Source organism: Prochlorococcus sp. MIT2308 (assembly GCF_059772345.1).
Window position 1 is genome coordinate 983,820 of the sequence record NZ_CM186283.1, and the last position, 23,416, is coordinate 1,007,235.

Annotated in this window: 31 protein-coding genes; 16 read left to right on the top strand and 15 right to left on the bottom strand. The window is 35.1% G+C overall.

The window, feature by feature from the left end:
* The first annotated feature begins 26 nt into the window (after window positions 1-26).
* Window positions 27-221, top strand: a complete 195-nt coding sequence (locus AC6EIW_RS05870) for a hypothetical protein (protein ID WP_498519796.1) — start codon at window positions 27-29, stop codon at window positions 219-221.
* Window positions 222-409: 188 nt separating this feature from the next.
* Here the strand turns inward: AC6EIW_RS05870 and AC6EIW_RS05875 are convergent, their stop codons facing one another.
* The 3 genes from AC6EIW_RS05875 to AC6EIW_RS05885 are packed head-to-tail and all read right to left on the bottom strand — an operon-like array spanning window position 410 to window position 792.
* A complete protein-coding gene (locus AC6EIW_RS05875) occupies window positions 410-556 on the bottom strand; it encodes a high light inducible protein (protein WP_498519797.1) in 147 nt (48 codons plus the stop codon).
* Window positions 556-675: a high light inducible protein gene (locus AC6EIW_RS05880; RefSeq protein ID WP_011294968.1), complete on the bottom strand. Its 120-nt coding sequence runs from the start codon at window positions 673-675 to the stop codon at window positions 556-558. The genes AC6EIW_RS05875 and AC6EIW_RS05880 overlap by 1 nt, the downstream gene beginning before the upstream one ends.
* 9 nt (window positions 676-684) lie before the next feature.
* Complete coding sequence (locus AC6EIW_RS05885) at window positions 685-792, bottom strand: high light inducible protein (protein WP_011125327.1); 108 nt, start codon at window positions 790-792, stop codon at window positions 685-687.
* A 193-nt stretch (window positions 793-985) separates the two neighbouring features.
* Between AC6EIW_RS05885 and AC6EIW_RS05890 the strand changes: the two genes are divergently transcribed.
* The 5 genes from AC6EIW_RS05890 to AC6EIW_RS05910 all read left to right on the top strand — a co-directional run bounded on the left by AC6EIW_RS05890 (window position 986) and on the right by AC6EIW_RS05910 (window position 4,131).
* Window positions 986-1,207 carry a hypothetical protein gene (locus tag AC6EIW_RS05890; protein ID WP_498519798.1) on the top strand — a complete coding sequence of 74 codons (222 nt, stop codon included), beginning with the start codon at window positions 986-988 and terminating at the stop codon, window positions 1,205-1,207.
* A 381-nt stretch (window positions 1,208-1,588) separates the two neighbouring features.
* Window positions 1,589-2,242, top strand: coding sequence for a DUF3386 domain-containing protein (locus tag AC6EIW_RS05895; RefSeq protein WP_498519799.1), 654 nt, complete (start codon window positions 1,589-1,591; stop codon window positions 2,240-2,242).
* A 967-nt stretch (window positions 2,243-3,209) separates the two neighbouring features.
* Window positions 3,210-3,404, top strand: a complete 195-nt coding sequence (locus AC6EIW_RS05900) for a hypothetical protein (RefSeq protein ID WP_498519800.1) — start codon at window positions 3,210-3,212, stop codon at window positions 3,402-3,404.
* A 45-nt stretch (window positions 3,405-3,449) separates the two neighbouring features.
* A complete protein-coding gene (locus tag AC6EIW_RS05905; RefSeq protein WP_498519801.1) occupies window positions 3,450-3,773 on the top strand; it encodes a hypothetical protein in 324 nt (107 codons plus the stop codon).
* Between the two features lie 205 nt (window positions 3,774-3,978).
* Window positions 3,979-4,131 (top strand): hypothetical protein, encoded by a 153-nt coding sequence (locus tag AC6EIW_RS05910; RefSeq protein WP_011295035.1) that lies wholly within the window; start codon window positions 3,979-3,981, stop codon window positions 4,129-4,131.
* A gap of 47 nt (window positions 4,132-4,178) precedes the next feature.
* On the opposite strand, the gene AC6EIW_RS05915 is transcribed toward AC6EIW_RS05910, so the two are convergent.
* The 5 genes from AC6EIW_RS05915 to AC6EIW_RS05935 form a co-directional block, all read right to left on the bottom strand.
* Window positions 4,179-4,385: a hypothetical protein gene (locus AC6EIW_RS05915; RefSeq protein ID WP_498519802.1), complete on the bottom strand. Its 207-nt coding sequence runs from the start codon at window positions 4,383-4,385 to the stop codon at window positions 4,179-4,181.
* 130 nt (window positions 4,386-4,515) lie between these two features.
* Complete coding sequence (locus AC6EIW_RS05920; RefSeq protein ID WP_498519803.1) at window positions 4,516-4,701, bottom strand: hypothetical protein; 186 nt, start codon at window positions 4,699-4,701, stop codon at window positions 4,516-4,518.
* Window positions 4,702-4,725: 24 nt separating this feature from the next.
* Complete coding sequence (locus tag AC6EIW_RS05925) at window positions 4,726-4,893, bottom strand: hypothetical protein (RefSeq protein ID WP_498519804.1); 168 nt, start codon at window positions 4,891-4,893, stop codon at window positions 4,726-4,728.
* Window positions 4,894-5,319: 426 nt separating this feature from the next.
* Window positions 5,320-7,242: an ABC-F family ATP-binding cassette domain-containing protein gene (locus tag AC6EIW_RS05930; protein ID WP_498519805.1), complete on the bottom strand. Its 1,923-nt coding sequence runs from the start codon at window positions 7,240-7,242 to the stop codon at window positions 5,320-5,322.
* 199 nt (window positions 7,243-7,441) lie between these two features.
* Window positions 7,442-7,633 (bottom strand): hypothetical protein, encoded by a 192-nt coding sequence (locus AC6EIW_RS05935; RefSeq protein ID WP_498519806.1) that lies wholly within the window; start codon window positions 7,631-7,633, stop codon window positions 7,442-7,444.
* 99 nt (window positions 7,634-7,732) lie between these two features.
* Between AC6EIW_RS05935 and AC6EIW_RS05940 the strand changes: the two genes are divergently transcribed.
* Window positions 7,733-8,095 carry a DUF805 domain-containing protein gene (locus tag AC6EIW_RS05940; RefSeq protein WP_498519807.1) on the top strand — a complete coding sequence of 121 codons (363 nt, stop codon included), beginning with the start codon at window positions 7,733-7,735 and terminating at the stop codon, window positions 8,093-8,095.
* Here AC6EIW_RS05940 and AC6EIW_RS05945 read toward each other — a convergent pair whose 3' ends face one another.
* Window positions 8,096-8,386 carry a hypothetical protein gene (locus AC6EIW_RS05945; RefSeq protein WP_498519808.1) on the bottom strand — a complete coding sequence of 97 codons (291 nt, stop codon included), beginning with the start codon at window positions 8,384-8,386 and terminating at the stop codon, window positions 8,096-8,098.
* A gap of 861 nt (window positions 8,387-9,247) precedes the next feature.
* Here AC6EIW_RS05945 and AC6EIW_RS05950 point away from each other — a divergent pair.
* From AC6EIW_RS05950 to AC6EIW_RS05970, 5 genes are all read left to right on the top strand, one after another.
* Window positions 9,248-10,294: an amino acid ABC transporter substrate-binding protein gene (locus AC6EIW_RS05950; protein ID WP_498519809.1), complete on the top strand. Its 1,047-nt coding sequence runs from the start codon at window positions 9,248-9,250 to the stop codon at window positions 10,292-10,294.
* Window positions 10,295-10,312: 18 nt separating this feature from the next.
* Window positions 10,313-11,212 carry an ABC transporter permease subunit gene (locus tag AC6EIW_RS05955; protein ID WP_498519810.1) on the top strand — a complete coding sequence of 300 codons (900 nt, stop codon included), beginning with the start codon at window positions 10,313-10,315 and terminating at the stop codon, window positions 11,210-11,212.
* Between the two features lie 12 nt (window positions 11,213-11,224).
* The gene (locus AC6EIW_RS05960; protein ID WP_498519811.1) at window positions 11,225-12,244 is read left to right on the top strand and encodes an amino acid ABC transporter permease; all 1,020 of its coding nucleotides are present in this window, start codon (window positions 11,225-11,227) and stop codon (window positions 12,242-12,244) included.
* Window positions 12,245-12,250: 6 nt separating this feature from the next.
* Complete coding sequence (locus AC6EIW_RS05965; protein WP_498519812.1) at window positions 12,251-12,997, top strand: amino acid ABC transporter ATP-binding protein; 747 nt, start codon at window positions 12,251-12,253, stop codon at window positions 12,995-12,997.
* A 387-nt stretch (window positions 12,998-13,384) separates the two neighbouring features.
* Window positions 13,385-13,858 (top strand): EVE domain-containing protein, encoded by a 474-nt coding sequence (locus tag AC6EIW_RS05970; protein WP_498519813.1) that lies wholly within the window; start codon window positions 13,385-13,387, stop codon window positions 13,856-13,858.
* A gap of 1 nt (window position 13,859) precedes the next feature.
* Here the strand turns inward: AC6EIW_RS05970 and AC6EIW_RS05975 are convergent, their stop codons facing one another.
* The 3 genes from AC6EIW_RS05975 to AC6EIW_RS05985 all read right to left on the bottom strand — a co-directional run bounded on the left by AC6EIW_RS05975 (window position 13,860) and on the right by AC6EIW_RS05985 (window position 15,041).
* On the bottom strand, window positions 13,860-14,123 hold the full coding sequence (locus AC6EIW_RS05975; RefSeq protein ID WP_498519814.1) for a DUF2811 domain-containing protein: 264 nt from the start codon (window positions 14,121-14,123) through the stop codon (window positions 13,860-13,862).
* A gap of 303 nt (window positions 14,124-14,426) precedes the next feature.
* Entirely contained in the window at window positions 14,427-14,807 is a 381-nt protein-coding gene (locus AC6EIW_RS05980) for a DUF1818 family protein (protein WP_498508125.1), read from the bottom strand.
* Entirely contained in the window at window positions 14,808-15,041 is a 234-nt protein-coding gene (locus AC6EIW_RS05985) for a DNA-directed RNA polymerase subunit omega (protein ID WP_498461439.1), read from the bottom strand.
* A gap of 145 nt (window positions 15,042-15,186) precedes the next feature.
* Between AC6EIW_RS05985 and AC6EIW_RS05990 the strand changes: the two genes are divergently transcribed.
* Complete coding sequence (locus tag AC6EIW_RS05990; protein WP_498519815.1) at window positions 15,187-16,812, top strand: Hsp70 family protein; 1,626 nt, start codon at window positions 15,187-15,189, stop codon at window positions 16,810-16,812.
* Between the two features lie 27 nt (window positions 16,813-16,839).
* Here AC6EIW_RS05990 and pyrR read toward each other — a convergent pair whose 3' ends face one another.
* Window positions 16,840-17,391: a bifunctional pyr operon transcriptional regulator/uracil phosphoribosyltransferase PyrR gene (gene pyrR, locus AC6EIW_RS05995; RefSeq protein ID WP_498519816.1), complete on the bottom strand. Its 552-nt coding sequence runs from the start codon at window positions 17,389-17,391 to the stop codon at window positions 16,840-16,842.
* 161 nt (window positions 17,392-17,552) lie between these two features.
* Between pyrR and gpmI the strand changes: the two genes are divergently transcribed.
* Window positions 17,553-19,178: a 2,3-bisphosphoglycerate-independent phosphoglycerate mutase gene (gpmI, locus tag AC6EIW_RS06000; protein ID WP_498519817.1), complete on the top strand. Its 1,626-nt coding sequence runs from the start codon at window positions 17,553-17,555 to the stop codon at window positions 19,176-19,178.
* Window positions 19,179-19,190: 12 nt separating this feature from the next.
* Window positions 19,191-19,421: a preprotein translocase subunit SecG gene (secG, locus tag AC6EIW_RS06005; RefSeq protein WP_498519818.1), complete on the top strand. Its 231-nt coding sequence runs from the start codon at window positions 19,191-19,193 to the stop codon at window positions 19,419-19,421.
* 293 nt (window positions 19,422-19,714) lie between these two features.
* Here the strand turns inward: secG and groL are convergent, their stop codons facing one another.
* Both groL and groES read right to left on the bottom strand, forming a co-directional pair.
* Window positions 19,715-21,346, bottom strand: a complete 1,632-nt coding sequence (gene groL, locus AC6EIW_RS06010; protein ID WP_498519819.1) for a chaperonin GroEL — start codon at window positions 21,344-21,346, stop codon at window positions 19,715-19,717.
* Window positions 21,347-21,407: 61 nt separating this feature from the next.
* Window positions 21,408-21,719 carry a co-chaperone GroES gene (gene groES, locus AC6EIW_RS06015; RefSeq protein ID WP_498519820.1) on the bottom strand — a complete coding sequence of 104 codons (312 nt, stop codon included), beginning with the start codon at window positions 21,717-21,719 and terminating at the stop codon, window positions 21,408-21,410.
* A gap of 224 nt (window positions 21,720-21,943) precedes the next feature.
* On the opposite strand from groES, the gene atpD reads away from it, so the two are divergent.
* Window positions 21,944-23,410, top strand: a complete 1,467-nt coding sequence (gene atpD, locus AC6EIW_RS06020) for a F0F1 ATP synthase subunit beta (protein ID WP_498461445.1) — start codon at window positions 21,944-21,946, stop codon at window positions 23,408-23,410.
* Window positions 23,411-23,416 lie beyond the last annotated feature (6 nt).

Consider the following 23,416-nt stretch of genomic DNA (forward strand, 5'->3'; position numbering starts at 1 on the left):
GGTATTAAGTAACTGAAAAAACTTAAATGACTGTATCAAGATCAAAGAGGTTTGTATTTGTAGATACGAAGCAAAATATAAATAAAAAACAAGTTTTTATTTTTGGATCAATAATTGCAAGTAGTTGCTTAGGTGGTGCATTCTTAATCACACTTTATATTGAATATCTTCATAATCCAGCTTTTCACAGTTTTGTTCAATCAAGAGGGATATTCCTATGAAGCTTAAGTTCACCGATCCTAGATATTACTTCTAAAAAAAAAGCTCCCGAAGAACAGGAGCTTTTTTTTTAGAAAATTTATAGATGTTTTTTGGTTTTCCAGCCAATGGGTTGATTTCAATGACTTCTGATTAGTAACCAAATACGTGAACATCAATAATATGTTTTCGATTTAGATACCTTTTCAAGTTAAACAAAACCAGGAATGATTTGGCCTGTTGTTGCATATGCACCAATCAAAGCAATACAGCCGAATAATGCCGCATACCCATTAAGCCTTTCTGCGGTTAGCTTTTCAGGGTCAATGTTTCTTGTGATGTTTTCTTTCGTAGTCATTAAACAACTCCAGGAATAAGTTGGCCAGTAGTTAGGTAGATTCCAGTTAGAAGTACGAAAGCCATCATTGCTGGTCTGCCGATGCTTCTTTCCAAGATTGTCTTGTTAGATGGTTGCATGGTTAAGATTTAGAAAATACCAGGAATTATTTGTCCGGTTGTTGCATATGCGCCAAAGGCTGCAACGAAGCCAAGCATTGCTGCCCAACCATTAAACTTTTCTGCTTCAGGAGTCATTTGGAGTAAGATTGATTATGTAAAGGAATGTAACGAACTATTATTTGTTGTTGATGGTGGGCAACCGAACATAATAGTAAAAATTATCAAGTGCATTAGAAAAATCTATATAAAAACAAAATCTGAGTGCTTGTATTGTCTTTGAAACAATCAAAGATAACTATACTAATTAAAAATTAAATCAATAAGAAATTTGTACGACCCTTCGATTGGACAAGATTCACTCACCATCATTGATGTTGTAGGCGTGTTAATAGGTCATGTTCTTTTTGGCGTCGCTGCTACTCTCTTAATTGATTGGAGTTGGATCCCCTTAAGTGCTCAACAAAGAAAAACTGGTCGATCACTAAAACAAATTAAAAGAAGTTGGGGCTGGGATGAAAAACCCGATAGAAATGATGAGCTTCATAGCTAGAAAATAGAAAATCCTTTAAAAAAAAAACGAGTAATCTTTTAGTCCCTAGTTGGGTCAAATGATTTGCATTGATTTGTATCATATAATCTTAAAATTATTAATAGATCTATTAATAATTTTAAAATAGTTTTCAATTAATACGATTCTTTTTTTTTGATTGCCATCTTGAATGCTCTCTACTATCAAAAAAAAATTTTTTACCCTTAAAAAAATGGAATTAAAAATTAGATCTTGGAAAATTATTTATCTGTTTTTATTGCTTATTACAATAGTTATAGATAATTATAAATAATTTGTGTTTCGTAAATATATTTTTTAGTTTTTTAATATCTTTAATTGACTAAAATAATTGATAAATAAAGTTTTGCGCTAAAAAACGAAATGACAGGTGAAGATTGTACTCGTCTATTTAAGTCTGCTTATGAAAATAGATACACATGGGAATCAGATTTTTCAGGTTATGAAGGAAGATGTTCATGGACAGATGGCAAAAGAGAAGTAGAAGGAAACTTTTGCTTGGGACAAGATTTAAAAGCTACTGTTCACGATATAGATGACGAAGAAATAAACAAAGCCATTTCCTCACAACTTTGGGAGGTTGCCATTCATCGAGTGAGAAGATCATTTGAACAAACCCATGGTAAAAATACTTTTACTTTTGGGGATAAAAATGAAATCGGCTTAGAAGTTATAGTTGGAGGGAAAAACAAAGGTGACAAATATAGGATCAAAAACGATGTAGTTACAATGGTTTATAGGCATATTCATGGGAATCTAATAATTATTCTCACTGAGGATGTCCTTCATACTGGCAATGGCTACTTAAGCAAGAGTTATTCCAGCCAATATCTTGATCCAATTTCAAAAAAAGATTTAAAGGAAAAAAGCTTTTACAAAGATACTTTCATACCTTTATTCAAAGGAGGGCCTTGGGTTTTATCTTCTAGAGCCATACATCAAGAATCTTCAAAAGGTTTGGCAATGAATAGACAAGTATTTTCTTTTTCGGAGTTAAAAAGTCTTTGTACAAAATAATTTAAGCAAACTAAATAAATCTTTGCCGCAATAATGATTTTCATAAAAATGTCTAACTTGATTAAACCCGGGATTTATAAATTAACTATTTTCGATTATTAATAAATGGCAAGTACAAGAGGTTGGCAAATGCTTATTGATTTGTCCGTATTCATGTTTTTCGTAAAACACCTCACGTATCCTTTTTAGATGCTGTTGTAAATGTATCAAAGGGGCCGATGTTTTCATCCATTACAAAAATGCCATATCTCCCGCTGGTGACGGTGATTTTGAGCAGTACTACATTCATCATCAAATTGAACACCATTTTAGTGATTGAAAGTAGTCGAAAATTCACTCTTATCAACCCTAAATGAGATGAGCTACCCCATATTTTTTTCAGTAGAAAAGTAGGTGCACTTCAAATACTGATTGGTACATAGCCCAATATCAAAGTCAGATTAAAAAGGCAGTGATCCGTGCGAAACATCTTAAAGTAAGATAATCACCGCCTGTAAAAACAATGAAAATTATTGCTTAGTTGCTTTTTTTATTTGTTTGTAAATTCCTATTCGTTTTAGCCAGATCAGCCTTGCCTAGATTAGGGATACTGGACTGAGTTAGCATTTCATGAGAATCATGAGAAATTCAAAAAATATTCAAAACTTATACAGAACTAACTATTCATTTTCTACTTGAAACTCTTTTAATGAGTCTCCGTAATAACTCATAGCCAATTGAAGCAAGACCCAATTTATAGCTCTTGACATTGTTATCTCGAAATGACTTCAAATTAAAGATGGCTTATATTTCACAGCCTTGCTATGAGTAATTATTATTTTTAAAGGATTTAAAAATAATACGTTAATAATTTAAAATCGAATCAAGACTCAATTTGGTTATCAAAACAAGTAAAGATAAGTAATTATTCAGGGCATTTGTTCATTTTAAATATACACTTTGCTCATAAAGCAATTAAAGGTATTGCATGGTTTTTCTATCGAATCCACAGGTGTGGCACTTGCCAGGTACTTGGTCTGAGCAACCTATTGATGGCCCTTATTTAGGTATGACTACAAGTCAATTAAGTTGGGTGGCTGCATCGATTTTGGTAACCTTATTGATAGCTTTTAGTATTTACATCCTTGAGACGAGCAAGTCGAAGCGTAAAAGAAGTTCTTAGAATATTAAAATAGTTAGAATTTACTTACTCGGTAATTAATATTTTATGACATATTTTATTTTATATTTTGCTGGAATAGCCTCAATTTGGTGGGTTTATAAGGTTGGATGGACTGAAGCTCTAAAGACCATTATCAGTGTTTTAATTCCTTCTTTATTGATTATTCTTTTTAATGTCAAAGCAGGAAGACTAATATTCAAAAATCCCACAATTGGGATAATAAGTGTTCTTCCTACTGCAATTTTTATTTATCGAGGATCAAAGCCTCTCGTATTTGGAATTAATAGTTGGATAGATAGGAAAAGAAACGAATTTGTTTATTCACAAGAAGTGGTTGATGCTGAAGTGGTTTCTAAAGAGGAAGCATAAATTTAGATTTCGACAATGCAGTCATAGTGGGAGATCTGAAGAGAAGAAAACTCTAAACCCCTTTATTTGGATCTATTTCCCATCGTAAAGGAGTTAATTCTATCTTGAATCTCAAAAAAATTAGGAGTTTCTTTATTCTTTTATTAGTTATATTTGTTGAACGCTTTGGATAAATGGCAATAATGAAGTGATTAATAATTCAACCATGACAGATAACGAGCCAAAGTGGGATTACACCACCAAAGAAGGAAATTTTGCTGCAGGAGCAGCCGTTGTTGGAGGGAATTTACTAGTTCTTATTATTTACATTCTCTATAGAACGGTTCCCTCTGTTCACCATTTTATTATCGGGAGATAACTCATACTTTTCCTTGGGAGCGACTTAGTTGTTGGAGAGCAGAATTCTCAGTATCTTCGATTAGTTGTTGATTGCGACCAGATAAAAGTCAATAAAAAAGCCATCCCAATTAAAGGAAGAAGGGTTTTAATTAAGCCAACTAGAGCCAAAACTCCTATGCCGGCAGAGCTATAAATTGCCCATTTAGGAACATATCTACCTGCTCTACTCCCTTTATTACTTGAAGGTGGAATTACTTCTGGATCAATAGTCATTTCAACTGAAACAAATCAAGTTTTAATCAGAATAAATTCATTCAAAAGGAAAACAAGCCCCTAATAGATACTGTAATCAGGGGAATTTTTTGCTAACCATACCCCCCCATCTCTAAGTTTAATGAAGCATCTATGTTTTTTTAGTTTCTTCAAATAATCCAAAAAAAGTCCATGCTATTAATGAAACAAGTCCTATTAGCAAAGACAAAATGGCAAAAGTAAATTTCCCTAAAAAAAGAACTGCAATAGCTGTTGTTATGAAAATTAAAGAAAAAATTAGATAAGCATTGGCAGGGATTTTTTTTAGTAACTCCATAATTGATCGATTAAAACATATCTATTAAAAAGGAAACTCAGATTTTAACCATAAAGCAGAAGTAACTTTCATAAGTAACCACATAACTAAAGCTCCCTCAAGAAAGCCAAACCAATAAAGAGCGTAATTAGATATCCCCATTTGTTTTTGAGCACGTTCAACAAATGATTTATGCCATTCAATCAACTTCACTATTCATCTGTATACATAAAATTATTATAGTTAAAAGCAGCAAATTGCAACTTCTTTAGGACAATAGCATCTCTTATTCATGCGAGATGTTTTTATATTCAATAGTTCTTGGACTAACGAACTAAAGTCAAACATAATAATTTTATAGAATTAATAGCTACTAAAATGAGTCATTCAAAAACTTATAAAAATATTACTCTAGTTATTTAACTACATATAAATTTTCCATTGAAATACATATTAACCAGGTTATAGACACCCATCCCCATCCTGTGACTTGAGTCGAACTGCAGTCTAAATAGGCAAATCGGACGATTGAGGAGCAAAAGTCACATCGCTTTCCCAGTATCAAAAAATCAAGAAAATCAATGGTGACAATTTGGTCTAAATCTTTTTTTCGTCGTCATAAGTACAATTACGTTGTTATTAGGCTAGCTCAGACAACTCACTTAGCTCAATCCATCTATCCTCATGCTCTTGTATAGCTTCAATAAGCTCTGCTAACTGATGACTAATTTCATTAATGTCTTCATCACTATCAGTTATTTTTTTTTCTAAAAATGTTTTCTGTTTTTCTAACATAGGAAGTTTAAGATCTAGTTCTTTTAATTCTCTAGCTTCTTTAAAACTCAATTTTCTGGAAGTTTGTTGAGGATTTGATTTGTTTTCTGATCCAACCTTGTTATGTGAATTATTAACTATCTGATCTCGTTCTTTGGCTTCTTTATTTCGCTCCTCTAATATTTTTTGTTCCAAAAATCGAGAATAATTACCTTCATATCTTCGTAAGTGACCATTTTCAAAATGAAAAATTCGATCAATAGTTCGATCAAGAAAATATCTATCATGCGATACGACTACGACACAACCTTTGAAGTCCTCTAGAAAATCCTCTAACACGCTTAGTGTTTGTATATCTAAATCATTTGTAGGCTCATCAAGCAACAATACATTGGGAGCTTGTATGAGCATTTTACAGAGAGCAAGTCTTCTTTTTTCTCCTCCTGAAAGTTTAAGTAGAGGACTATGTTGCTGACTAGGTGGGAACAGGAATTTTTCTAAGAGTTGAGATGCGGTTATTTGTTTTCCCCCATGTTCAATTCGTAATGCAGCTTCCTCAACGAATTCGATAACTTTGCGCTGTTGGCCTCCCCCTTGATTTAAATCATTTGTATGTTGGTCGAGATAGCCAATATGAACGGTTTCTCCAAGTTTTATTTTCCCACTAGTAGGCAATCTTTTACCTGCAATTAGATCTAAAAGAGTCGATTTACCACTTCCATTTGGACCAATGATACCTACACGATCCTCAGGACTAAAGCTATATGTGAAATCATGTAAAAGATCCAAATTATTTTCTTTATCATTTAAAGAGAGTCCTACACCTTCAGCTTCAATTGCGATTTTTCCAATTCTTCTACTCAATGAATTCATTTCTAATTTAGATTGGAAATGATTTTTAGGTTTCGCTTGCATTTCAGCAATCCTTTGAATACGTGCTTTTTGTTTTGTGCTTCTTGCTTTGGGACCTTGTCTTAACCAAGCTAATTCCTTTCTTAAAACACCCTGAAATTTTTTCTTTGTAGATGCCTCTGATTGTTCTTGTTCAACTTTTTGTTGAAGAAATTGGCGATAATTTCCGGAATACTTGCGAGCTTCTCCATTATTGATTTCAACCATCCGAGTAGTAATACGATCAAGAAAATATCTATCGTGAGTTATCAAGACAAGAGCGCCGTCATAATGGTCTAACCAATTTTGAAGCCATTCCACTGCAGATGCATCGAGGTGATTAGTAGGTTCATCAAGAAGCAAGACATCTGGTTTAGAAACAAGTGCAGCGGCAAGTCCCACTCTTTTGCGGTAACCACCAGAAAGCTCTTTCACTGGCTTATCTAAATCTTTTATACCTAGTCTTCTTAGAACATCTTGGCATTGTTGTTCTAAATTCCATGCCCCAGCGACATCCATAAGTTCACTTGCCTGGCCAAGTTTTTTCAAAAGGTCTTCATCTTCTGGGTTTTGAGCGATTTTTCTACTTAGCTGACTGAAATTAAGTAATAATTTTCTTTTTTCTCCACACCCTTCAAGAACTTCTTCCAAAATACTTTTTTCACTGTTGTAACTTGTTTCTTGCCCAACTAAAGATATCCGCAAAGATGATAAACATCTCCTTTCTCCTTCCATCAATGGTTCTACTCCTGCAATGACTCTCAAAAGTGTTGACTTTCCAGATCCATTGGGACCAATCAAACCAAGTCTCTCTTTTTTATTTATATGAAGATCTAAATTTTTAAAAAGATTTTTTATTCCAAAGTCTGTAGAAGCATTAACAAGACTAATCAACACAGCTTACGTCCTCTTGTCCATAACTAAAGCCAACTCATAAATATTACCCCCCTTAGTCCTCATGATCTTTTTCAAAGCTTGAACATGAAATTTATAAATAAATTCTGTCATTACTTAGTAGTTATACTCTCTATTTCAACACTTTCTTTAATTAGGAATATATGACTTACTGCAAGAGCAGAAAGCATAAACAAGAAACTTAGCGAAAGAAATTGCAGTACTGCTCTACCCTTGAGCTAACCCTTCCAGAATCTTTTAAGCCTAGTGACCTAGCAGCATCACCACCGTTAATCTCGACTGCATAGTATCGTCCACAAGTATTCTTGGTTTCATAAATTCGATCATCAGACTTAACAGCCATCGGAGACATAAGAGCAAAAGATAGAGCCATGAAAAAGATACGGTTCATTATTTTATTTATGAGATAAAAAACTTTAGAGCCTTTTAAGAGTAAGATCTAACATAATTATTTATACATGTAAAAATAAGGATGAATTTTTTAGAGAGAGTTCTTTCAAATTACTTTCTGGCTTGGAGTCAGATTTTCAATTACAAAGATAAAACAAGTAGAGCACCTTTTTGGCACTTTTTTATCCTTGATGGATTAATAGGAGCTGTGGTCTCAATTCTATCTAATGACACCCTTGCAAATGATCCAAATGATTTTTATACCATCTCTGAAGGATATGATTGGAGTTATTTGTATAGCATTCCATCTTTTTTAGTTTTTATAGCTTTATTAATCAGAAGGCTGAGAGATATAGGTAAGGAAAACTTGGTTTTATGGGCGTTTTGTTCATTTATTCCCTTCTATAATCTTTATATATTTGCTCAGCCGTCCTCTAAAGAATAATTATTTCCTACCTTTAAAAGTACGAGGATAAGGAATATTAAGTGCATTAAACCTTTTCAATTTTTGACTACGCCTATAACGCTTATAAAACAAGTCGAAAAGTGTTGAAACTCCTAACCAAGATAGAATACAACTTATTAATATCCGCGCCCCTTCAGTCGATGCAAGCCAATAGATAATAGGATCAACTATAAAATTAATACTAACTATAAAACCAATAAACAAAGAGAAAGTCAGACAAGCTATTACTGATAAAGCTCTGATTATTTTTTTTGTATTGTAATTTTTCATACCCAAATGTTTAAAATCCTTTTAGGAATCTATATTTTCTATTCTCAAGCAGTATTGATAGTAAAGGAATTTTAATGTAATAAAAGTTGATTCAACTTTTACATTGTATATATAATTCACAGATCAAAAGGAGAAATTACAATTAACTACTTTTAGGAGACATATATAACAAATAACTATTAGATAATAATATAGCAATCAGATAAGGGGCTTACATAATTCATCTAAGCATTAAAACTACTTATACAAAAGTTTATGGAAGCTTACAAACTGATCTCAGATGGTAATTTCATTAGCTACTTTTAGCAGATGGCATTTCATCAATCTGTCGAAGAAACGATGTCAGACCTTATATGTCATATACCCTAAAGAACTGATAAACTCAATAATGAAGATCAGTTAGCTATTTATCAAGAATACAGAGAATAGATCAAAACATAAAGAATAAAAACCTTATTCCACAGAACATACTCTTAATAAATACATCTACTTGTGGGAAGAATAATCAATAAAAAGAAGCCCTCGCTTTAAATTTTACAGTGTTACTAAACTTTTCGAGCTCCTATACTTACTCACAAATCATTTGATAAAGATGAAATTAACCTTTAGATAATTAAGAGTGAGCCTAATGCAGATTCATCATCAGAAATTGATCTAGTTGATTTAAGCTTATTCGTTTATAAATAAAGACAAATGTTCTATCTGTAGGATATATTTAAACTAAAAAATTCTGTTTGAAGTTTCAAGGGGCTTTATTTGTCTGTTCACAACTTTGAATGAAGAAAAAGTGAAAGATTTTCTTTAATTGCCTAGGAAATAGAAAAATTTGGCGAAAATCAAATTTATAGATTAAAAAAAATTATGCGTCGCTTGGTATCAGGAATAGTTGGTCTAGCAGCTCTATTGGCTGGTTGTGCGACAACAAATCAAGACAATAGTTCTAGACTTAACCTGATAAAAAATCGCAATGAGTTAATTTGTGGAGTAAGTGGGAAGATTCCGGGATTTAGTTTTCTGAAAAGTGATGGTAGTTATGAAGGACTAGATGTCGATATATGTAAAGCATTTGCTGCTGCATTTATAGGAGATTCGGAAAAAATCCAATACAGGCCTCTAACTGCAGCAGAAAGATTTACAGCTATAAAAACTGGGGAAATTGACCTATTATCAAGAAATACCACTTTCACTCTCAGTAGAGATTCCTCAGGAGGAAATGGGTTAACTTTTGCACCAGTTGTTTTCCATGATGGTCAGGGATTGATGGTCAAGAAGGAAAGTAAAATTAGACGTATGAAAGATCTTGCAAATAAATCTATATGTGTAGGTTCAGGCACAACCACTGAGCAAAATATAAATGATGCATTCGAGAGTGCCTCGCTGCCATATACACCAATCAAATATCAAGACCTTAATCAAGTAGTTGCTGGTTATTTACAGGGTCGATGTTCAGCCATGACTTCTGATCGTTCACAATTAGCAGCAGCCAGATCTGGTTTTAAGAATCCAAAAGAGCATATTATTCTAGATGATTTATTAAGCAAGGAGCCACTTGCTCCAGCCTCCGATGGACAAGATCAGAAACTAGCTGATGCGATGAGATGGGTTATCTTTGCCCTAATATCAGCAGAAGAGCAAGGGATAACAAAGTCAAATATTGGTGAAAAAGTACAACTCGCAAAGAATAATCCGCAATTAAAACCTTTAAGAAGATTTCTAGGTATTGATGGAGGCCTAGGAGAAAAAATTGGTCTTAGCAATGACTTCGTAGTGAAAGTAATTAGCTCAACTGGCAATTATGGCGAGATTTACGAAAGAAATTTAGGTCAAAATAGCGAGGTGCCTATTCCAAGAGGACAAAATGAGTTATATAAAAAAGGAGGTGTACATATTTCACCACCATTTAACTAAAAATAATTTGTAACTGGAATGAAAATAAATCAAAAAATATTTTTTCAATTAGGGACAACCATTATCTTTTTGGGTTTGATTGGGATACTAATTAATAATTTGACAATAAATCTAATAAGAACAGGTCTTGGTTTTAATTTTAGCTGGCTTTTTAAACCAGCGAGTTTTGCTTTAGCTGAACACCCCTTACCTTATACCTCCTCAGATAGTTATGCTTGGGCATTATTTATAGGTTGGCTTAATAGCCTCAAAGTAATAGTCTCATCATTATTATTAGCTACTTTATTGGGAACACTTGTAGGCTTTGCAAGAACTGGTAAAAACTCATTACTAGGGCTTTTTTCAGCTGGGTACATTACAATTGTTCGCCAAACCCCTCTTTTACTTCAACTTATGTTTTGGTATTTTGTTGGTTTTTTAGGCTTAAAAGATAATGTATTAATCCAGATAAAAGATATATTTATAATTTCAAATCAAGGAATACAGTTATCAGGGTTCAACCTATCTTCAGAGTTTTCAGCATTGTTACTTGGTCTAAGTATATTTGCAAGTGCGTATATAGCAGAAGTGATTCGTGGAGGGATACTTTCTGTTCCAAGGGGGCAATGGGAAGCTTATAGAAGCTTAGGGCTCTCTGAAAGAAAAGGTCTTATCAGCATCATAATTCCACAAGCCTTACCAGCAATCATTCCAGGATTAACAAGCCAATATCTTAATCTTGCAAAAAATAGTACTTTAGCGATAGCAGTTGGATACTCAGATATTTATGCAATAAATGATACTATTATTAATCAAACTGGAAGAGCAATCGAATGCTTCCTTATATTAATTACTAGTTTCTTATTATTAAATCTATTAATAAGTAATAGCATGGAAATTATCAATAGGATAATCATCAACTCTAGAAAACATAACTAATTGATACTAAATATGACTTTAATTATATATCTATTTCAAAGGCTAAGAAAAACTTTGTTTTCAAGTTTATCCAATAGCATTATTAGCCTAATCTTCGTATTGATTATTAGTTTAGTTTGTCTAAATACGTTTAGATGGCTTATATTTAAAGCTAATTGGGCAGTTGTCACATCGAATCTTCCTTTGTTTGCATTTGGTAGCTTCCCACCGAATGAACGATGGAGGCCTGCAACTTGGATTATTATTCTCTTTTCACTCAGTATTATTACAATTTTTGGCCCTGGGTGGAAATGGCTACGCAAAAATCTTTTGATAGCATGGGTAGGCACTATTCCCCTAGGTCTTTATTTACTTTATGGGGGATTTGGATTGTCACCTATCATGAGTAGACATTGGGGAGGCTTAACTCTAACTATTCTACTAACTGCTTGTAGTTCATTGTTATCATTACCATTGGGAATAGTCTTAGCACTTTGTCGTCAAAGTTCATTACCATTAATTCAGAAGTTAAGTTCATTCTATATAGATGTAATGAGGGCAGTCCCTCTTATTGCTGTACTTTTCTTTGGTCAACTATTAATACCTTTATTTCTTCCAGTAGAAATAGAAGTTGATCGTGTTTGGAGAGCTATCTTTGCATTCACTCTTTTTGTCTCTGCCTACATAGCAGAAGATATTCGTGGCGGATTGCAGTCAATACCTAACACCCAAATAGAAGCAGCTAATAGTCTTGGCCTTAATCAATTCCAAATCATCCAATTGATATTGATACCTCAAGCCTTACGTATTGCATTACCTGCTTTGACTAACCAATCCATCGGACTTTTTCAAAATACATCTTTAATGGCTATTTTAGGACTAGTGGAGTTACTTGGTGTAGGCAGGAGTATCCTGGCTAATCCAGAATTTATTGGTCAATATATTGAAGTTTATGTTTGGCTAGCATGTGTCTATTGGATGGTTTGTACAATCATGGCTGTTCTAGCAAGACATCTTGAACAAAGAATGACCATTAATCAAGCTAATTTTTGATAATTCATGGAACCTATTGTTGTTGCAAAAAATCTCACTAAGTCTTACACAAAAGGATTACGAGCTCTTGATAATGTTTCTCTGACAGTTAATCAAGGGAAAGTTCTAGTGGTAATGGGTCCCTCTGGCTCAGGGAAAAGTACTCTAATTCGAACCTTTAATGGTCTTGAAACTTTTGACACAGGAGAACTGAATGTTTTAGGAATAACAGTTAATTCCACTCATGATGAAAAGAAAATACAAAAAATAAGAAGAAGAGTAGGAATGGTTTTTCAACAATTCAATTTATTCCCTCATCTATCAATCCTTGAAAATATCACTCTCGCTCCAATAAATGTGCAAAAACGTCGTCAAATTGAAGCGGAAGAATATGGCATGTATCTCTTAAATCAAATGGGAATAGATTCACATGCAAAAAAATACCCAAGTCAACTTAGCGGAGGAGAACAGCAACGAGTAGCCATAGCTAGAGCGTTAGCATTAAAGCCGGAGTTACTTCTATTTGATGAACCCACTAGCGCTCTAGATCCAGAAAGAATCAATGAGGTGCTCGATGCGATGAGAAGACTTGCTGATCAAGGAATGACAATGGTTGTAGTAACACATGAAATTGGTTTTGCTAAAGACGTAAGTGATCAAGTTTTATTTATGGATTCAGGTAAAGTCATAGAAACATCTCCTCCAAATATTTTCTTTTCTAATGCAAGACACGAGAGAAGTAGAAAATTTCTAAATCAACTTGATAAACATTAGCAATTGCCTAATCATAATAAAACGAAAAGGAAGATCTAAACAAAGATTGACTGAGTAAAGGATTCAAAGTCTGGGAAGTTTTCACCATAAAAGAAATTGTAAATAATTAATTTATGATTAAAGCAGAGAAAAAAGTAGACCATTGAACCTAAACATCTACATGAAGTAGGTTTATACTTACTCATAATTAACAAGTAAATAAATGTAATAAAGAAAATTTGATTGGTCTGAAAGAGTCTGGCAAGACTGACTCTTGAGAAATTTAGAAGTCTATGTAGCGATAAGTTTTATTAGTTTCAAAAGTCAGGTAATGCTGGAAGAGAAGCAAGCGGAATAGAATAAATCAGTCACCACTCTGTCCTCACACTGCTTTTTCACTAAGAACCCATGGCAGCAAAGAAAATCAACTATTGGCTAATGAAAAGTGAGCCAGATGCTTACAGCATTAAAGATTTGCAAAAGGAAGGAGAAACCCTCTGGGATGGAATACGAAATTATCAAGCTAGAAACTATATGAGGTCAATGGAAATTGGTGATCAAGCTTTTTTTTATCATTCAAATACTAAACCTCCTGGAATAGTTGGTTTAATGGAAATAATTGAAACCAATTTAATCGACCCATTTCAGTTTGATGAAAGTTCAAAATACTTTGACAAAAAATCAAAAAGAGAAAGCCCTCGTTGGGATTGTGTCAAGACAAAATATATCTGTGAATTTAAAAATATGATTACTTTAAAGGAGCTATCAGAAGATTACACGTCTGAAGAACTAACTTTAGTCCGCAAAGGCAATAGGCTATCAATCATGCCCATAGAAAAAGATATCGCTTTAGAACTTCTCGAAAAACTCCGGAAAAATTAATTCAAAAAGAATGAGACCCAAACATATTTCCAATATAAAGACGAGTTATCAATCTAGAACTGATACCATTTTGGATTAAGAATCCTGCAAGCGCTGCTTGTAAAAGCCTGTATTGATCCCAATTTGGATGTTTCTCAATATAAACTTTCATCGCTTGTTGAATCTGCTTGGGTATTTTTGTTTGAAAACTAATTGTATCCTCAGATTCCAAACTCTCAGAACTCTTGATCAAGCTGGTTTCTTCCATAAAATCAATATCTTTCATTTGAGAGGCTTTTGATAATACTAAATACACAATCAAACTACTATCAAAATCAAATACGACTAAACGCTTTCTCGAGCCGTCTCATCCTCAGATCAAGCACTCAACTACTTTCCGAAAGGAATTATAAGTATTAGTTATCCTAAGCATTAGTATTATTTAACAACCAAATTCAAGGAATCAAACTCAGTCTTTTTCCACAGCAATTAGTTGGAACCAAGGTAATGGGATCAATCCTGTGGAAAAAATGTGAGTTAAATCCATTTGGATTTGGGGAAAAATTGAAAAACTTTTAGTTAAGTTCTCTCACAAATAGTCTGAATCCCACATTATTCTCATTGCATTAGTAACATGATTAGTTACATTTCGAGGCCAATAGACTTCTGCTCCTCGATTTAATAGACCACTAGCACTCAAGATCAATCTCAGGTTCCATCCATTTTGATCACCTTTTAAAATTGCCAACCAAGGGCTACGCTCTAATTCCAAAGTGATATCCTCGTCGCCCATTAATTGTTCTCTCACTGATTTGTATTGATCAGACAAATCTATTACTAGCTTAACTAGATTTTCCCACTCAAATTTATTCAACTCTATAGCCCAATTTTCTCCTCCTATAAGCGTAGAAAAGTTATCTCTCGATGAGTCTCTAATTATTCTCCAGCCCGGACCTTCTTTTTTAATCACCTAACCAGGTAATAGATCAGGCTGATCTTGTTCATCACTTAATTCAATTATGGCCCTTTGTACTGGCTTAACCGTTGATTCTTCTAAAAGGCCATCAAAATCATCAAATCTTCTTTGCTTTGCTCTAAAAGCAATCCGAACAGTAGTGAGGTAGCGGTTAGTGGATTGCCTTATGAGACTCTCCCCTCTTTTTGCTAAATCCTTTGAATTAACACCTGAGCCTGACTTAATCACACTTAAAACTTTAATTTTGATTTATTCTAGAAGAGAATTGCTCATTTCTATATTTTTCGCCAAATAATAACCCTGTGTTAGTTTTTCTAGACTCACTTGCTATTTATAGATTTTTCTTCTCCTATTAAAAATTCACTGAGTAAAGATGGAAAAAAATAAAATCGATCAATTCGAAAACACTCTTCCAACTGAAATCAATACAAATAATTTTGGAACATTAGCCATCGATTTAGGGAGTTCAACAACGGTAGTTGTTTTTCAAAAAGAAAATGGAGAACCACCTGAAATGTTAGATTTAGCCCCCATTAGTCGAGCTCCAGGAGAAATACCGAGCTTAATTTGGAAATTATCAGAAAAAGAAGATTCCTATTTAATTGGTCAAGAAGTTATCAATTCAAATTTAATTAATGAAAAAGAAAATAACTTAAGTCAAGACTTTAAAAGATGGATAGGATCTCAAGAAATTGAGGATATATATGATTCAAAAATCTCCCCAGAGAGAGCAGGAGAAGTTTTAATTCACAATATTTGGAGAAAAGTCTCGGAGAAGGTAAAAATCAAAAGACTAGTATTAACTGCTCCCGTAGATACATATCGAGAATATAGAACTTGGTTGATCAATGTATGCAATTCCTTAGAAGTAAAAGAAATCGCCTTGGTTGATGAACCTACCGCTGCCGCAATGGGAGCTGGACTTGAACCTGGATCAACATTACTTGTTTTAGATTTTGGAGGGAGCACAATTGACATGTCAATTGTTGCTTTAGAAGGTGGGGAGGGACAAGCTTCACCAATTGCTCAACTTGTCAGATTTGATGGAAATAATTTAGAGGGAAAAAGCACACAAATTCTTCGAACCGCAAAAGTTCTTGGGAAATCAGGGCTTCGGTTAGGTGGTAAAGATATAGATAGATGGATATCTAATCATTTGTTACCAGAAGAGAAACCAACCAACTCAATCTTGAGAAGGGCCGAGGAGCTGAAATGTGAATTAAGTAATATTAATATAAAAGAGACATTTACTATCACTAAACAAGTAAAAAACAATGAGAATGAGGAAAAGATGTTAAGACTTTCTAAAAAAGGACTTGAAGAATTACTTATAGAAAAAGGGCTCTTAAAAAGTATTGAAAAGCTTTTCAAGCAAACAATTAATATCGCAAAACGAAATTCATTTGAATTAAAAGATCTTGATAGTGTTGTCTTAGTCGGAGGAGGATCTCGAATACCTTTAATTAAAAACTATTTAAGTAATATCTGTAATTCGATCCCTTTTTTGACTCCTCCACCAATTGAAGCAATTGCATTGGGAGCCTTAAATCTAACGCCAGGTGTTCAAGTAAAAGATGTACTAAATAAAGGAGTAAGTTTAAGATGCTGGAACAAAAAAAATGAAAAGCACATATGGCACCCTCTTTTCTTAGCAGGTCAAACATGGCCAACAATTAAACCTTTAGAAATAATTTTATCTGCAAGTGTAAATGATCAATCAAGCATAGATTTAATAATTGGAGAACCTCAAGAAGAAGGATCAAATGAGATTGTTTATATTAATGGATTACCAACTTTGACAACTATAGAATCTAATGAGGAAATCAAAAAGATCAATAATAGTATCATTTCTATTCCGTTAGATCCTCCAGGAGAACTCGATCAAGATTGTATTAAATTAAATTTTAATATTAATGAAAATTGTCAACTTGAAGTTGAAGGGATTGATTTACGAAATAACAATAAAATCACAAGTCAAAATCTTGGGGATATCAGATAAATATCTGATATTTTTAATTTAAATCATTTAAAGTTTTTTACATAAAAAAATACCTGCTTCTCCGTCAACCTCTCTTAATCTGAGTTCAATAGTCTCATCTTTACTAGTGGGAACCACACGCCCACAAAAATCTGGTTGAATAGGAACTTCTCTATGGCCTCTATCAACCATCGCAAGAAGCGTAACTCTTGTTGCTCGGCCCCATAAATGAAGAGCTTCTAATGCAGCTTTAATAGTTCTACCGGTATAAATCACATCATCTATTAAAACGACCTCTCTATCATCAACAGAGGAGGGTAAATCTGTCACTTGAGCTATTCGAGCCCCAACTCTAGGAAGATCATCTCTATGAAAAGTAGGGTCTAAGCATCCATTTTCGACTGGCTGACCAGATAATTCCTCTAAAGATTTTGCTAACAATCTAGACAAATGCACCCCTCTAGTTGGGATTCCAACTAGCAATAATGAACTTATACTTGGAATCTTTTCCAAAATTTGAGAAGCCAATCTTTTGATGGTTCTATCAAGTTCTTTTTCTGAAAGGATTTCTTTCTCTTTTTTTATGGCTTTATCTGGCATATTTTAAAGTCCTAAAAATTTTATTTTTTCTTAGGAATAACTTAAATACTTTTTTAATCTAATAGGGAAAAGCTAACCAAACATCAAAGAATTAGCCTGTTTACCTATTAGGAAGTAATTTAATACGAAAGAAAACCATCAAAAGAAACAAATTTCTTTGAATGCCAAGCAGAAACACCGCTGTTTCAATGAACAAAGGGAAAGTAGCACCAGTCGTGCTGGCGATACTTGACGGTTGGGGTCATAGAGAAGAAATTGAAAATAATGCAGTAAAACAGGCCTCAACGCCAGTATTTGATGCCTTATGGCATGCCTATCCTCATACTCTTATAGAAGCCAGTGGTGGGGATGTTGGGCTGCCAGATGAGCAAATGGGCAACTCTGAAGTTGGGCATCTAACTATTGGAGCAGGAAGAATAATTCAACAAGAATTGGTTCGAATATCCAATACAGTCAAAGAAAATAAATTAATTGAAAATTCTGCTCTTAATGATTTTTCTAAAAATTTAAAAAAGAAAAAAGGAACTCTCCATATCATGGGACTTTGTTCTGATGGAGGGGTTCACAGCCACATCACTCATTTATGCGGCTTAATTGAATGGGCTGCCAAAAAGGGGCTGGAAAACCTCTCATTGCACTTATTCACTGATGGTAGAGATACCTCTGCAAAGAGTGCCTCTAAATATATAAAAACAATAGAAAGCAAAATCAAATCAACGGGAGTAGGCGAGATTGCATCTATATGCGGCAGATATTGGGCTATGGATCGAGATAATCGATGGGAAAGAACATTAAAAGCCTATGAATTACTTACAGATCCAGGCTTCATAATTAGCGATCTTTCAGCAGAAGAAAGTTTAAATAAAAGCTATGAAGAAGGAATTACTGATGAATTTATTGAACCAATTAGGCTATCTTCCTCTTTCTTGAAAGATGGGGATGGAGTAGTTTTTTTCAATTTTCGCCCTGATAGAGCTAGGCAATTAGTAAAGGCGATTAAGTTAAAAGATTTTGACGGATTTGAAAGAAAGAAAAAAATAGATATTGACGTCCTTACCTTTACACAATACGAATCAGGTCTGCCTGTCTCAGTTGCTTTTCCACCTGAGCCATTAAATGATTTATTAGGACAAGTAGTTTCTGATAATGGTTTAAATCAATATCGAACAGCTGAAACTGAAAAATATCCACACGTAACATATTTTTTAAATGGAGGAATTGAGAAACCATTAAAAGGAGAGGTAAGACACCTTGTGCCCTCTCCAAGAGTGGCAACATACGATCTTCAGCCTGAGATGTCAGCTGATGAGCTGACCGAAAGTTGCATCAAAGCGATTGAAAGTGGAATTTACTCTTTAGTGGTAATTAATTTTGCTAATCCAGATATGGTTGGACATTCTGGAATAATTTCAGCTGCAATAAAAGCTAATGAAAAAGTGGATAGCTGCCTTGGAAGATTATTAAATTCAATAGGGAAGCTAGGAGGATCTATTTTGATAACAGCTGATCATGGTAATTCTGAGGTTATGGTTGGCCCAGATGGCCAACCATGGACCGCTCACACAACAAATCCTGTCCCTGTAATACTTGTTGAAGGTGAAAAACGTAAATTGAGTGGATACGGGAATGATATAAAACTCAGAGAGTCTGGAGGAGGATTATCTGACTTGGCTCCTACTCTTTTACACTTGTTAAATTTACCAAAACCAAAAGCAATGACTGGCACAACACTTATTGAGCCGATTAACTTACCTAAAAAAACAAATCTTATTCCTCAACCTGCATAATTAAAAACAAAAATGATCATTCCACTTTTATCTTGGGCTTGGGCAATTTTAGGGGTTTTTCTTATATTATTAGTTCTTCTTCATAGCCCAAAAGGCGATGGCATGGGTGGCCTTGCATCTAGCGGAAGTTCTATGTTCACAAGTGCCAGTAGCGCAGAATCTACATTAAATAGAGCGACATGGACATGCCTTATCTTATTTTTAGCACTCGCAGTTATTCTTAGCGCAGGTTGGTTAAAATAACTCTTAGACTTATTCTTTCAATATTTTTTAGCCTTCTATATATTTTTATTGAATAGACTTCAAAAGAAATATATTCTTACTGTCACACCTTCTAGAAAATATTTGTTAAAAAAAAGAGAAATTGATAAAAAATCCCAAAACTAACCGGACAAAATAATCAAAACCTTTTCTAATTTTTACTTAAGGTATGTTCTAACATTTTCCAAAACTATTTACTGGTATTAACAAAAAAGGGTCAAGGCATAAGCCCTGACCCTAATTGAAATTAAAGTTTCTTTTGAGTTAGAAGTTAATCAATAATCAAAATCACCACCCATACCACCACCTGCTGGGGAAGCCTCTTTTTTCTCAGGTAGATCAGCGACTATGCACTCAGTAGTGAGAACCATTCCTGCTATTGAGGCAGCATTTTGTAAACCTGAGCGAGTTACCTTTGCTGGATCAACAATTCCAGCAGAAAGCATATCTACATATTCACCTGTTGCAGCATTGTAGCCATCATTGACTGGTTTTGATTTAACGTTCTCTGCAACAACTGCTCCATTAGCCCCAGCATTCTCAGCTATACGCATTAATGGAGAAGTAAGAGCCGCTTCAACAATATTTGCTCCAATTAATTCTTCCCCAGAGAGATTGGAGGAAGACCAATTACCCAAGGCAGAAGCCAAATGAGCGAGTGTTGTTCCACCACCAGGAACAATTCCTTCTTCAACTGCAGCTTTAGTGGCGTTAATTGCATCCTCTAAACGAAGTTTTTTGTCTTTCATCTCAGTTTCGGTCGCAGCACCAACCTTCACTACAGCAACTCCACCAGAGAGTTTAGCTAATCTTTCTTGAAGCTTTTCTTTATCATAGGTTGAGTCGGTCTCATCCATCTGCTTCTTGATTTGTTCACATCTAGCATTAACAGCTACTTCATTACCTTCAGCAACAATTGTGGATGTGTCCTTATTAATTGTTACCCGCCTTGAAGTACCAAGCATATCAAGAGTAGCGTTTTCAAGTTTTAAACCTGCATCCTCAGTTATAAGTTGGCCATTTGTCAGGACAGCCATATCTTCAAGCATCGCTTTTCTGCGATCTCCAAAACCAGGAGCTTTAACAGCTGCAACGTTTAAGACACCTCTGAGTCTATTAACTACCAATGTAGCTAAAGCTTCTTTTTCAATGTCTTCAGCAATTATTAGGAGAGGCTTACCAGTTTTGGCAACTTGCTCTAGTACAGGAACAAGATCTTGAACTAAACCAATTTTTTTGTCGGTTAAAAGTATGTAAGGTTCATCCAACACTGCTTCCATTCTTTCAGTGTCAGTTGCAAAGTAAGGGGATATATATCCCTTATCAAAACGCATTCCTTCAGTGACCTCTAATTCAGTGGTCATTGACTTGCCTTCTTCTAGAGAAATAACACCTTCTTTACCAACTTTATCCATTGCATCAGCAATCATCTTGCCAACTTCTTCATCATTACCCGCAGCTATGGTGCCGCATTGAGCAATTGCATTACTGTCACTAATGGGTTTGGAATGATCTTTGATTTTTTCAACCAAAAATTCGGTCGCCTTGTCAATTCCTTTTTTCAAAGTGATTGCATTAGCTCCTGCTGCAACATTTTTCAAGCCAGCTTTAACCATTGCATGAGCAAGAACAGTTGCAGTAGTGGTGCCATCTCCAGCCGCATCATTGGTTTTTGAAGCAGCTTGACGAATTAGAGCAACACCTGTGTTTTCAATGTGATCTTCGAGCTCTATTTCTTTTGCGATTGTTACACCATCATTAATTATTTGAGGTGCACCAAACTTTTTCTCGAGAACAACATTCCGACCTTTAGGTCCCAAAGTGACGGCGACTGATTCAGCCAGAATGTCAATACCACGCTCGAGTGCTCGGCGGGCTTGCTCGTTGTAAATGATGCGCTTAGCCATAAGAGGCGATTTCCTTTAATTTCGAAAAGTTTTGGGTTTTGACTTCAGCAAAAGCTGAGATCTAATTGACGACAGCAAGAATATCTTTCTCGGAGAGAAGTACGTATTCATCGCTGCCAAGTTTGATATCAGTACCTGCGTACTTACTGTAGAGAACCTTGTCTCCAATACTTACTTCCGGAGATTGACGTGAACCGTCCTCGTTACGTTTTCCAGGACCAACCTGAGCAACTTCACCGACTTGAGGTTTCTCTTTAGCAGTGTCGGGAAGCAGTATGCCCCCCGCAGTCTTCTCTTCTGATTCAGAAACTTTTACAAATACACGGTCTCCAAGTGGTTTGACAGTGGAGACGCTGAGGGATACAGCTGCCATAAATTAGTGCAGTAGCAAAAAAAACAAAAGCGCTTAGCGCTGACTCGATAAAGAGTATTACTCATTACCAACGGTATTAATTTATGCATCTAAGCACTCTCAAGACCACATATATTCTGTGCGGTTGACCGAACACTGAAAAAAAAACGCCTGTGAAGTGGTAGTCTAAGCCGCTGATAAGAGTATGCAGATCAGAGCATGCTCACAAAGTTTCTAGTTATCTTATGGCCGCTTCTGCAACCACTACTGTTGGAACTAAGGGTATTGTTCGCCAAGTAATTGGTCCAGTTTTAGATGTTGAATTTCCAGCTGGCAAACTCCCTTCAATTCTTAATGCACTAAGGATTGAAGGCAAGAATCCTGCAGGGCAAGATGTTGCACTAACTGCAGAGGTTCAACAATTACTGGGTGATCATCGAGTCAGAGCCGTTGCCATGAGTGGAACTGACGGATTAGTCAGAGGAATGGAAGCTATAGATACAGGAGCTCCCATTTCAGTACCTGTTGGTGAAGCTACCCTTGGAAGAATTTTCAATGTTCTTGGAGAACCCGTAGATGAGCAGGGAGACCTTAAGGACGTAACAACTTCGCCAATTCATCGTTCAGCTCCAAGCCTCACAGACCTAGAAACAAAGCCAAAAGTATTCGAGACCGGTATAAAAGTTATTGATTTACTCGCTCCCTACCGCCAAGGCGGAAAAGTTGGGCTGTTTGGAGGGGCAGGTGTAGGAAAAACAGTTTTAATTCAAGAGCTAATTAACAATATTGCTAAAGAACATGGGGGAGTATCAGTTTTTGGTGGAGTGGGAGAGAGAACAAGAGAAGGTAACGATTTATACGAAGAATTCAAAGAATCTGGGGTCATCAATTCAGAAGATCTAACTAAGTCAAAAGTAGCCTTGTGCTTTGGCCAAATGAATGAGCCCCCTGGGGCAAGAATGAGAGTTGGCCTATCAGCTTTGACGATGGCTGAGCACTTTCGTGATGTAAACAAACAAGATGTTCTTTTGTTCATTGATAATATTTTCAGATTTGTTCAGGCTGGATCAGAAGTATCTGCATTATTGGGTCGTATGCCATCTGCTGTTGGATATCAGCCAACTTTAGGTACTGACGTAGGAGAGCTTCAGGAGAGGATCACCTCCACACTTGAAGGATCTATTACCTCAATTCAAGCTGTTTATGTTCCTGCTGACGACTTAACAGATCCTGCTCCTGCTACTACTTTTGCTCATTTAGATGCTACTACTGTTCTAGCGAGAGCTCTTGCAGCTAAAGGCATCTATCCTGCTGTCGACCCACTTGACTCCACCAGCACCATGCTACAGCCATCTGTTGTAGGTGATGAGCATTACCGCACTGCCAGAGCAGTTCAATCAACACTTCAAAGATACAAAGAATTGCAAGACATCATTGCCATATTGGGATTGGACGAACTTTCAGAAGAAGACAGAAAGACAGTAGATCGTGCACGCAAAATCGAGAAATTCCTATCTCAGCCATTCTTTGTTGCTGAAATATTCACTGGTATGTCTGGTAAATATGTGAAATTAGAAGATACAATCAAAGGTTTTAACATGATCCTTTCAGGAGAACTGGACAACTTACCTGAGCAAGCCTTCTATCTTGTTGGAAGCATCGAAGAAGTAAAGGCTAAAGCAGAAAAAATAGAATCTGAAGCAAAAGGTTAAAATTCT

Excerpts from the sequence above, each read along its gene's own strand:
- AC6EIW_RS05920 (WP_498519803.1), bottom strand. The coding sequence starts at position 4,701 with ATGGAGTTACTAAAAAAAATCCCTGCCAATGCTTATCTAATTTTTTCT.
- AC6EIW_RS05950 (WP_498519809.1), top strand. The coding sequence starts at position 9,248 with ATGCGTCGCTTGGTATCAGGAATAGTTGGTCTAGCAGCTCTATTGGCT.
- AC6EIW_RS05880 (WP_011294968.1), bottom strand. The coding sequence starts at position 675 with ATGCAACCATCTAACAAGACAATCTTGGAAAGAAGCATCGGCAGACCA.
- AC6EIW_RS05910 (WP_011295035.1), top strand. The coding sequence starts at position 3,979 with ATGACAGATAACGAGCCAAAGTGGGATTACACCACCAAAGAAGGAAAT.
- AC6EIW_RS05915 (WP_498519802.1), bottom strand. The coding sequence starts at position 4,385 with ATGACTATTGATCCAGAAGTAATTCCACCTTCAAGTAATAAAGGGAGT.
- AC6EIW_RS05940 (WP_498519807.1), top strand. The coding sequence starts at position 7,733 with ATGAATTTTTTAGAGAGAGTTCTTTCAAATTACTTTCTGGCTTGGAGT.
- groES (WP_498519820.1), bottom strand. The coding sequence starts at position 21,719 with ATGGCAGCTGTATCCCTCAGCGTCTCCACTGTCAAACCACTTGGAGAC.
- secG (WP_498519818.1), top strand. The coding sequence starts at position 19,191 with ATGATCATTCCACTTTTATCTTGGGCTTGGGCAATTTTAGGGGTTTTT.
- AC6EIW_RS05885 (WP_011125327.1), bottom strand. The coding sequence starts at position 792 with ATGACTCCTGAAGCAGAAAAGTTTAATGGTTGGGCAGCAATGCTTGGC.
- AC6EIW_RS05935 (WP_498519806.1), bottom strand. The coding sequence starts at position 7,633 with ATGGCTCTATCTTTTGCTCTTATGTCTCCGATGGCTGTTAAGTCTGAT.
- AC6EIW_RS05965 (WP_498519812.1), top strand. The coding sequence starts at position 12,251 with ATGGAACCTATTGTTGTTGCAAAAAATCTCACTAAGTCTTACACAAAA.
- AC6EIW_RS05970 (WP_498519813.1), top strand. The coding sequence starts at position 13,385 with ATGGCAGCAAAGAAAATCAACTATTGGCTAATGAAAAGTGAGCCAGAT.
- atpD (WP_498461445.1), top strand. The coding sequence starts at position 21,944 with ATGGCCGCTTCTGCAACCACTACTGTTGGAACTAAGGGTATTGTTCGC.
- AC6EIW_RS05875 (WP_498519797.1), bottom strand. The coding sequence starts at position 556 with ATGACTACGAAAGAAAACATCACAAGAAACATTGACCCTGAAAAGCTA.
- AC6EIW_RS05945 (WP_498519808.1), bottom strand. The coding sequence starts at position 8,386 with ATGAAAAATTACAATACAAAAAAAATAATCAGAGCTTTATCAGTAATA.
- AC6EIW_RS05990 (WP_498519815.1), top strand. The coding sequence starts at position 15,187 with ATGGAAAAAAATAAAATCGATCAATTCGAAAACACTCTTCCAACTGAA.
- AC6EIW_RS05960 (WP_498519811.1), top strand. The coding sequence starts at position 11,225 with ATGACTTTAATTATATATCTATTTCAAAGGCTAAGAAAAACTTTGTTT.
- AC6EIW_RS05900 (WP_498519800.1), top strand. The coding sequence starts at position 3,210 with ATGGTTTTTCTATCGAATCCACAGGTGTGGCACTTGCCAGGTACTTGG.
- AC6EIW_RS05975 (WP_498519814.1), bottom strand. The coding sequence starts at position 14,123 with ATGAAAGATATTGATTTTATGGAAGAAACCAGCTTGATCAAGAGTTCT.
- AC6EIW_RS05895 (WP_498519799.1), top strand. The coding sequence starts at position 1,589 with ATGACAGGTGAAGATTGTACTCGTCTATTTAAGTCTGCTTATGAAAAT.
- AC6EIW_RS05870 (WP_498519796.1), top strand. The coding sequence starts at position 27 with ATGACTGTATCAAGATCAAAGAGGTTTGTATTTGTAGATACGAAGCAA.
- AC6EIW_RS05955 (WP_498519810.1), top strand. The coding sequence starts at position 10,313 with ATGAAAATAAATCAAAAAATATTTTTTCAATTAGGGACAACCATTATC.
- pyrR (WP_498519816.1), bottom strand. The coding sequence starts at position 17,391 with ATGCCAGATAAAGCCATAAAAAAAGAGAAAGAAATCCTTTCAGAAAAA.
- gpmI (WP_498519817.1), top strand. The coding sequence starts at position 17,553 with ATGCCAAGCAGAAACACCGCTGTTTCAATGAACAAAGGGAAAGTAGCA.
- groL (WP_498519819.1), bottom strand. The coding sequence starts at position 21,346 with ATGGCTAAGCGCATCATTTACAACGAGCAAGCCCGCCGAGCACTCGAG.
- AC6EIW_RS05905 (WP_498519801.1), top strand. The coding sequence starts at position 3,450 with ATGACATATTTTATTTTATATTTTGCTGGAATAGCCTCAATTTGGTGG.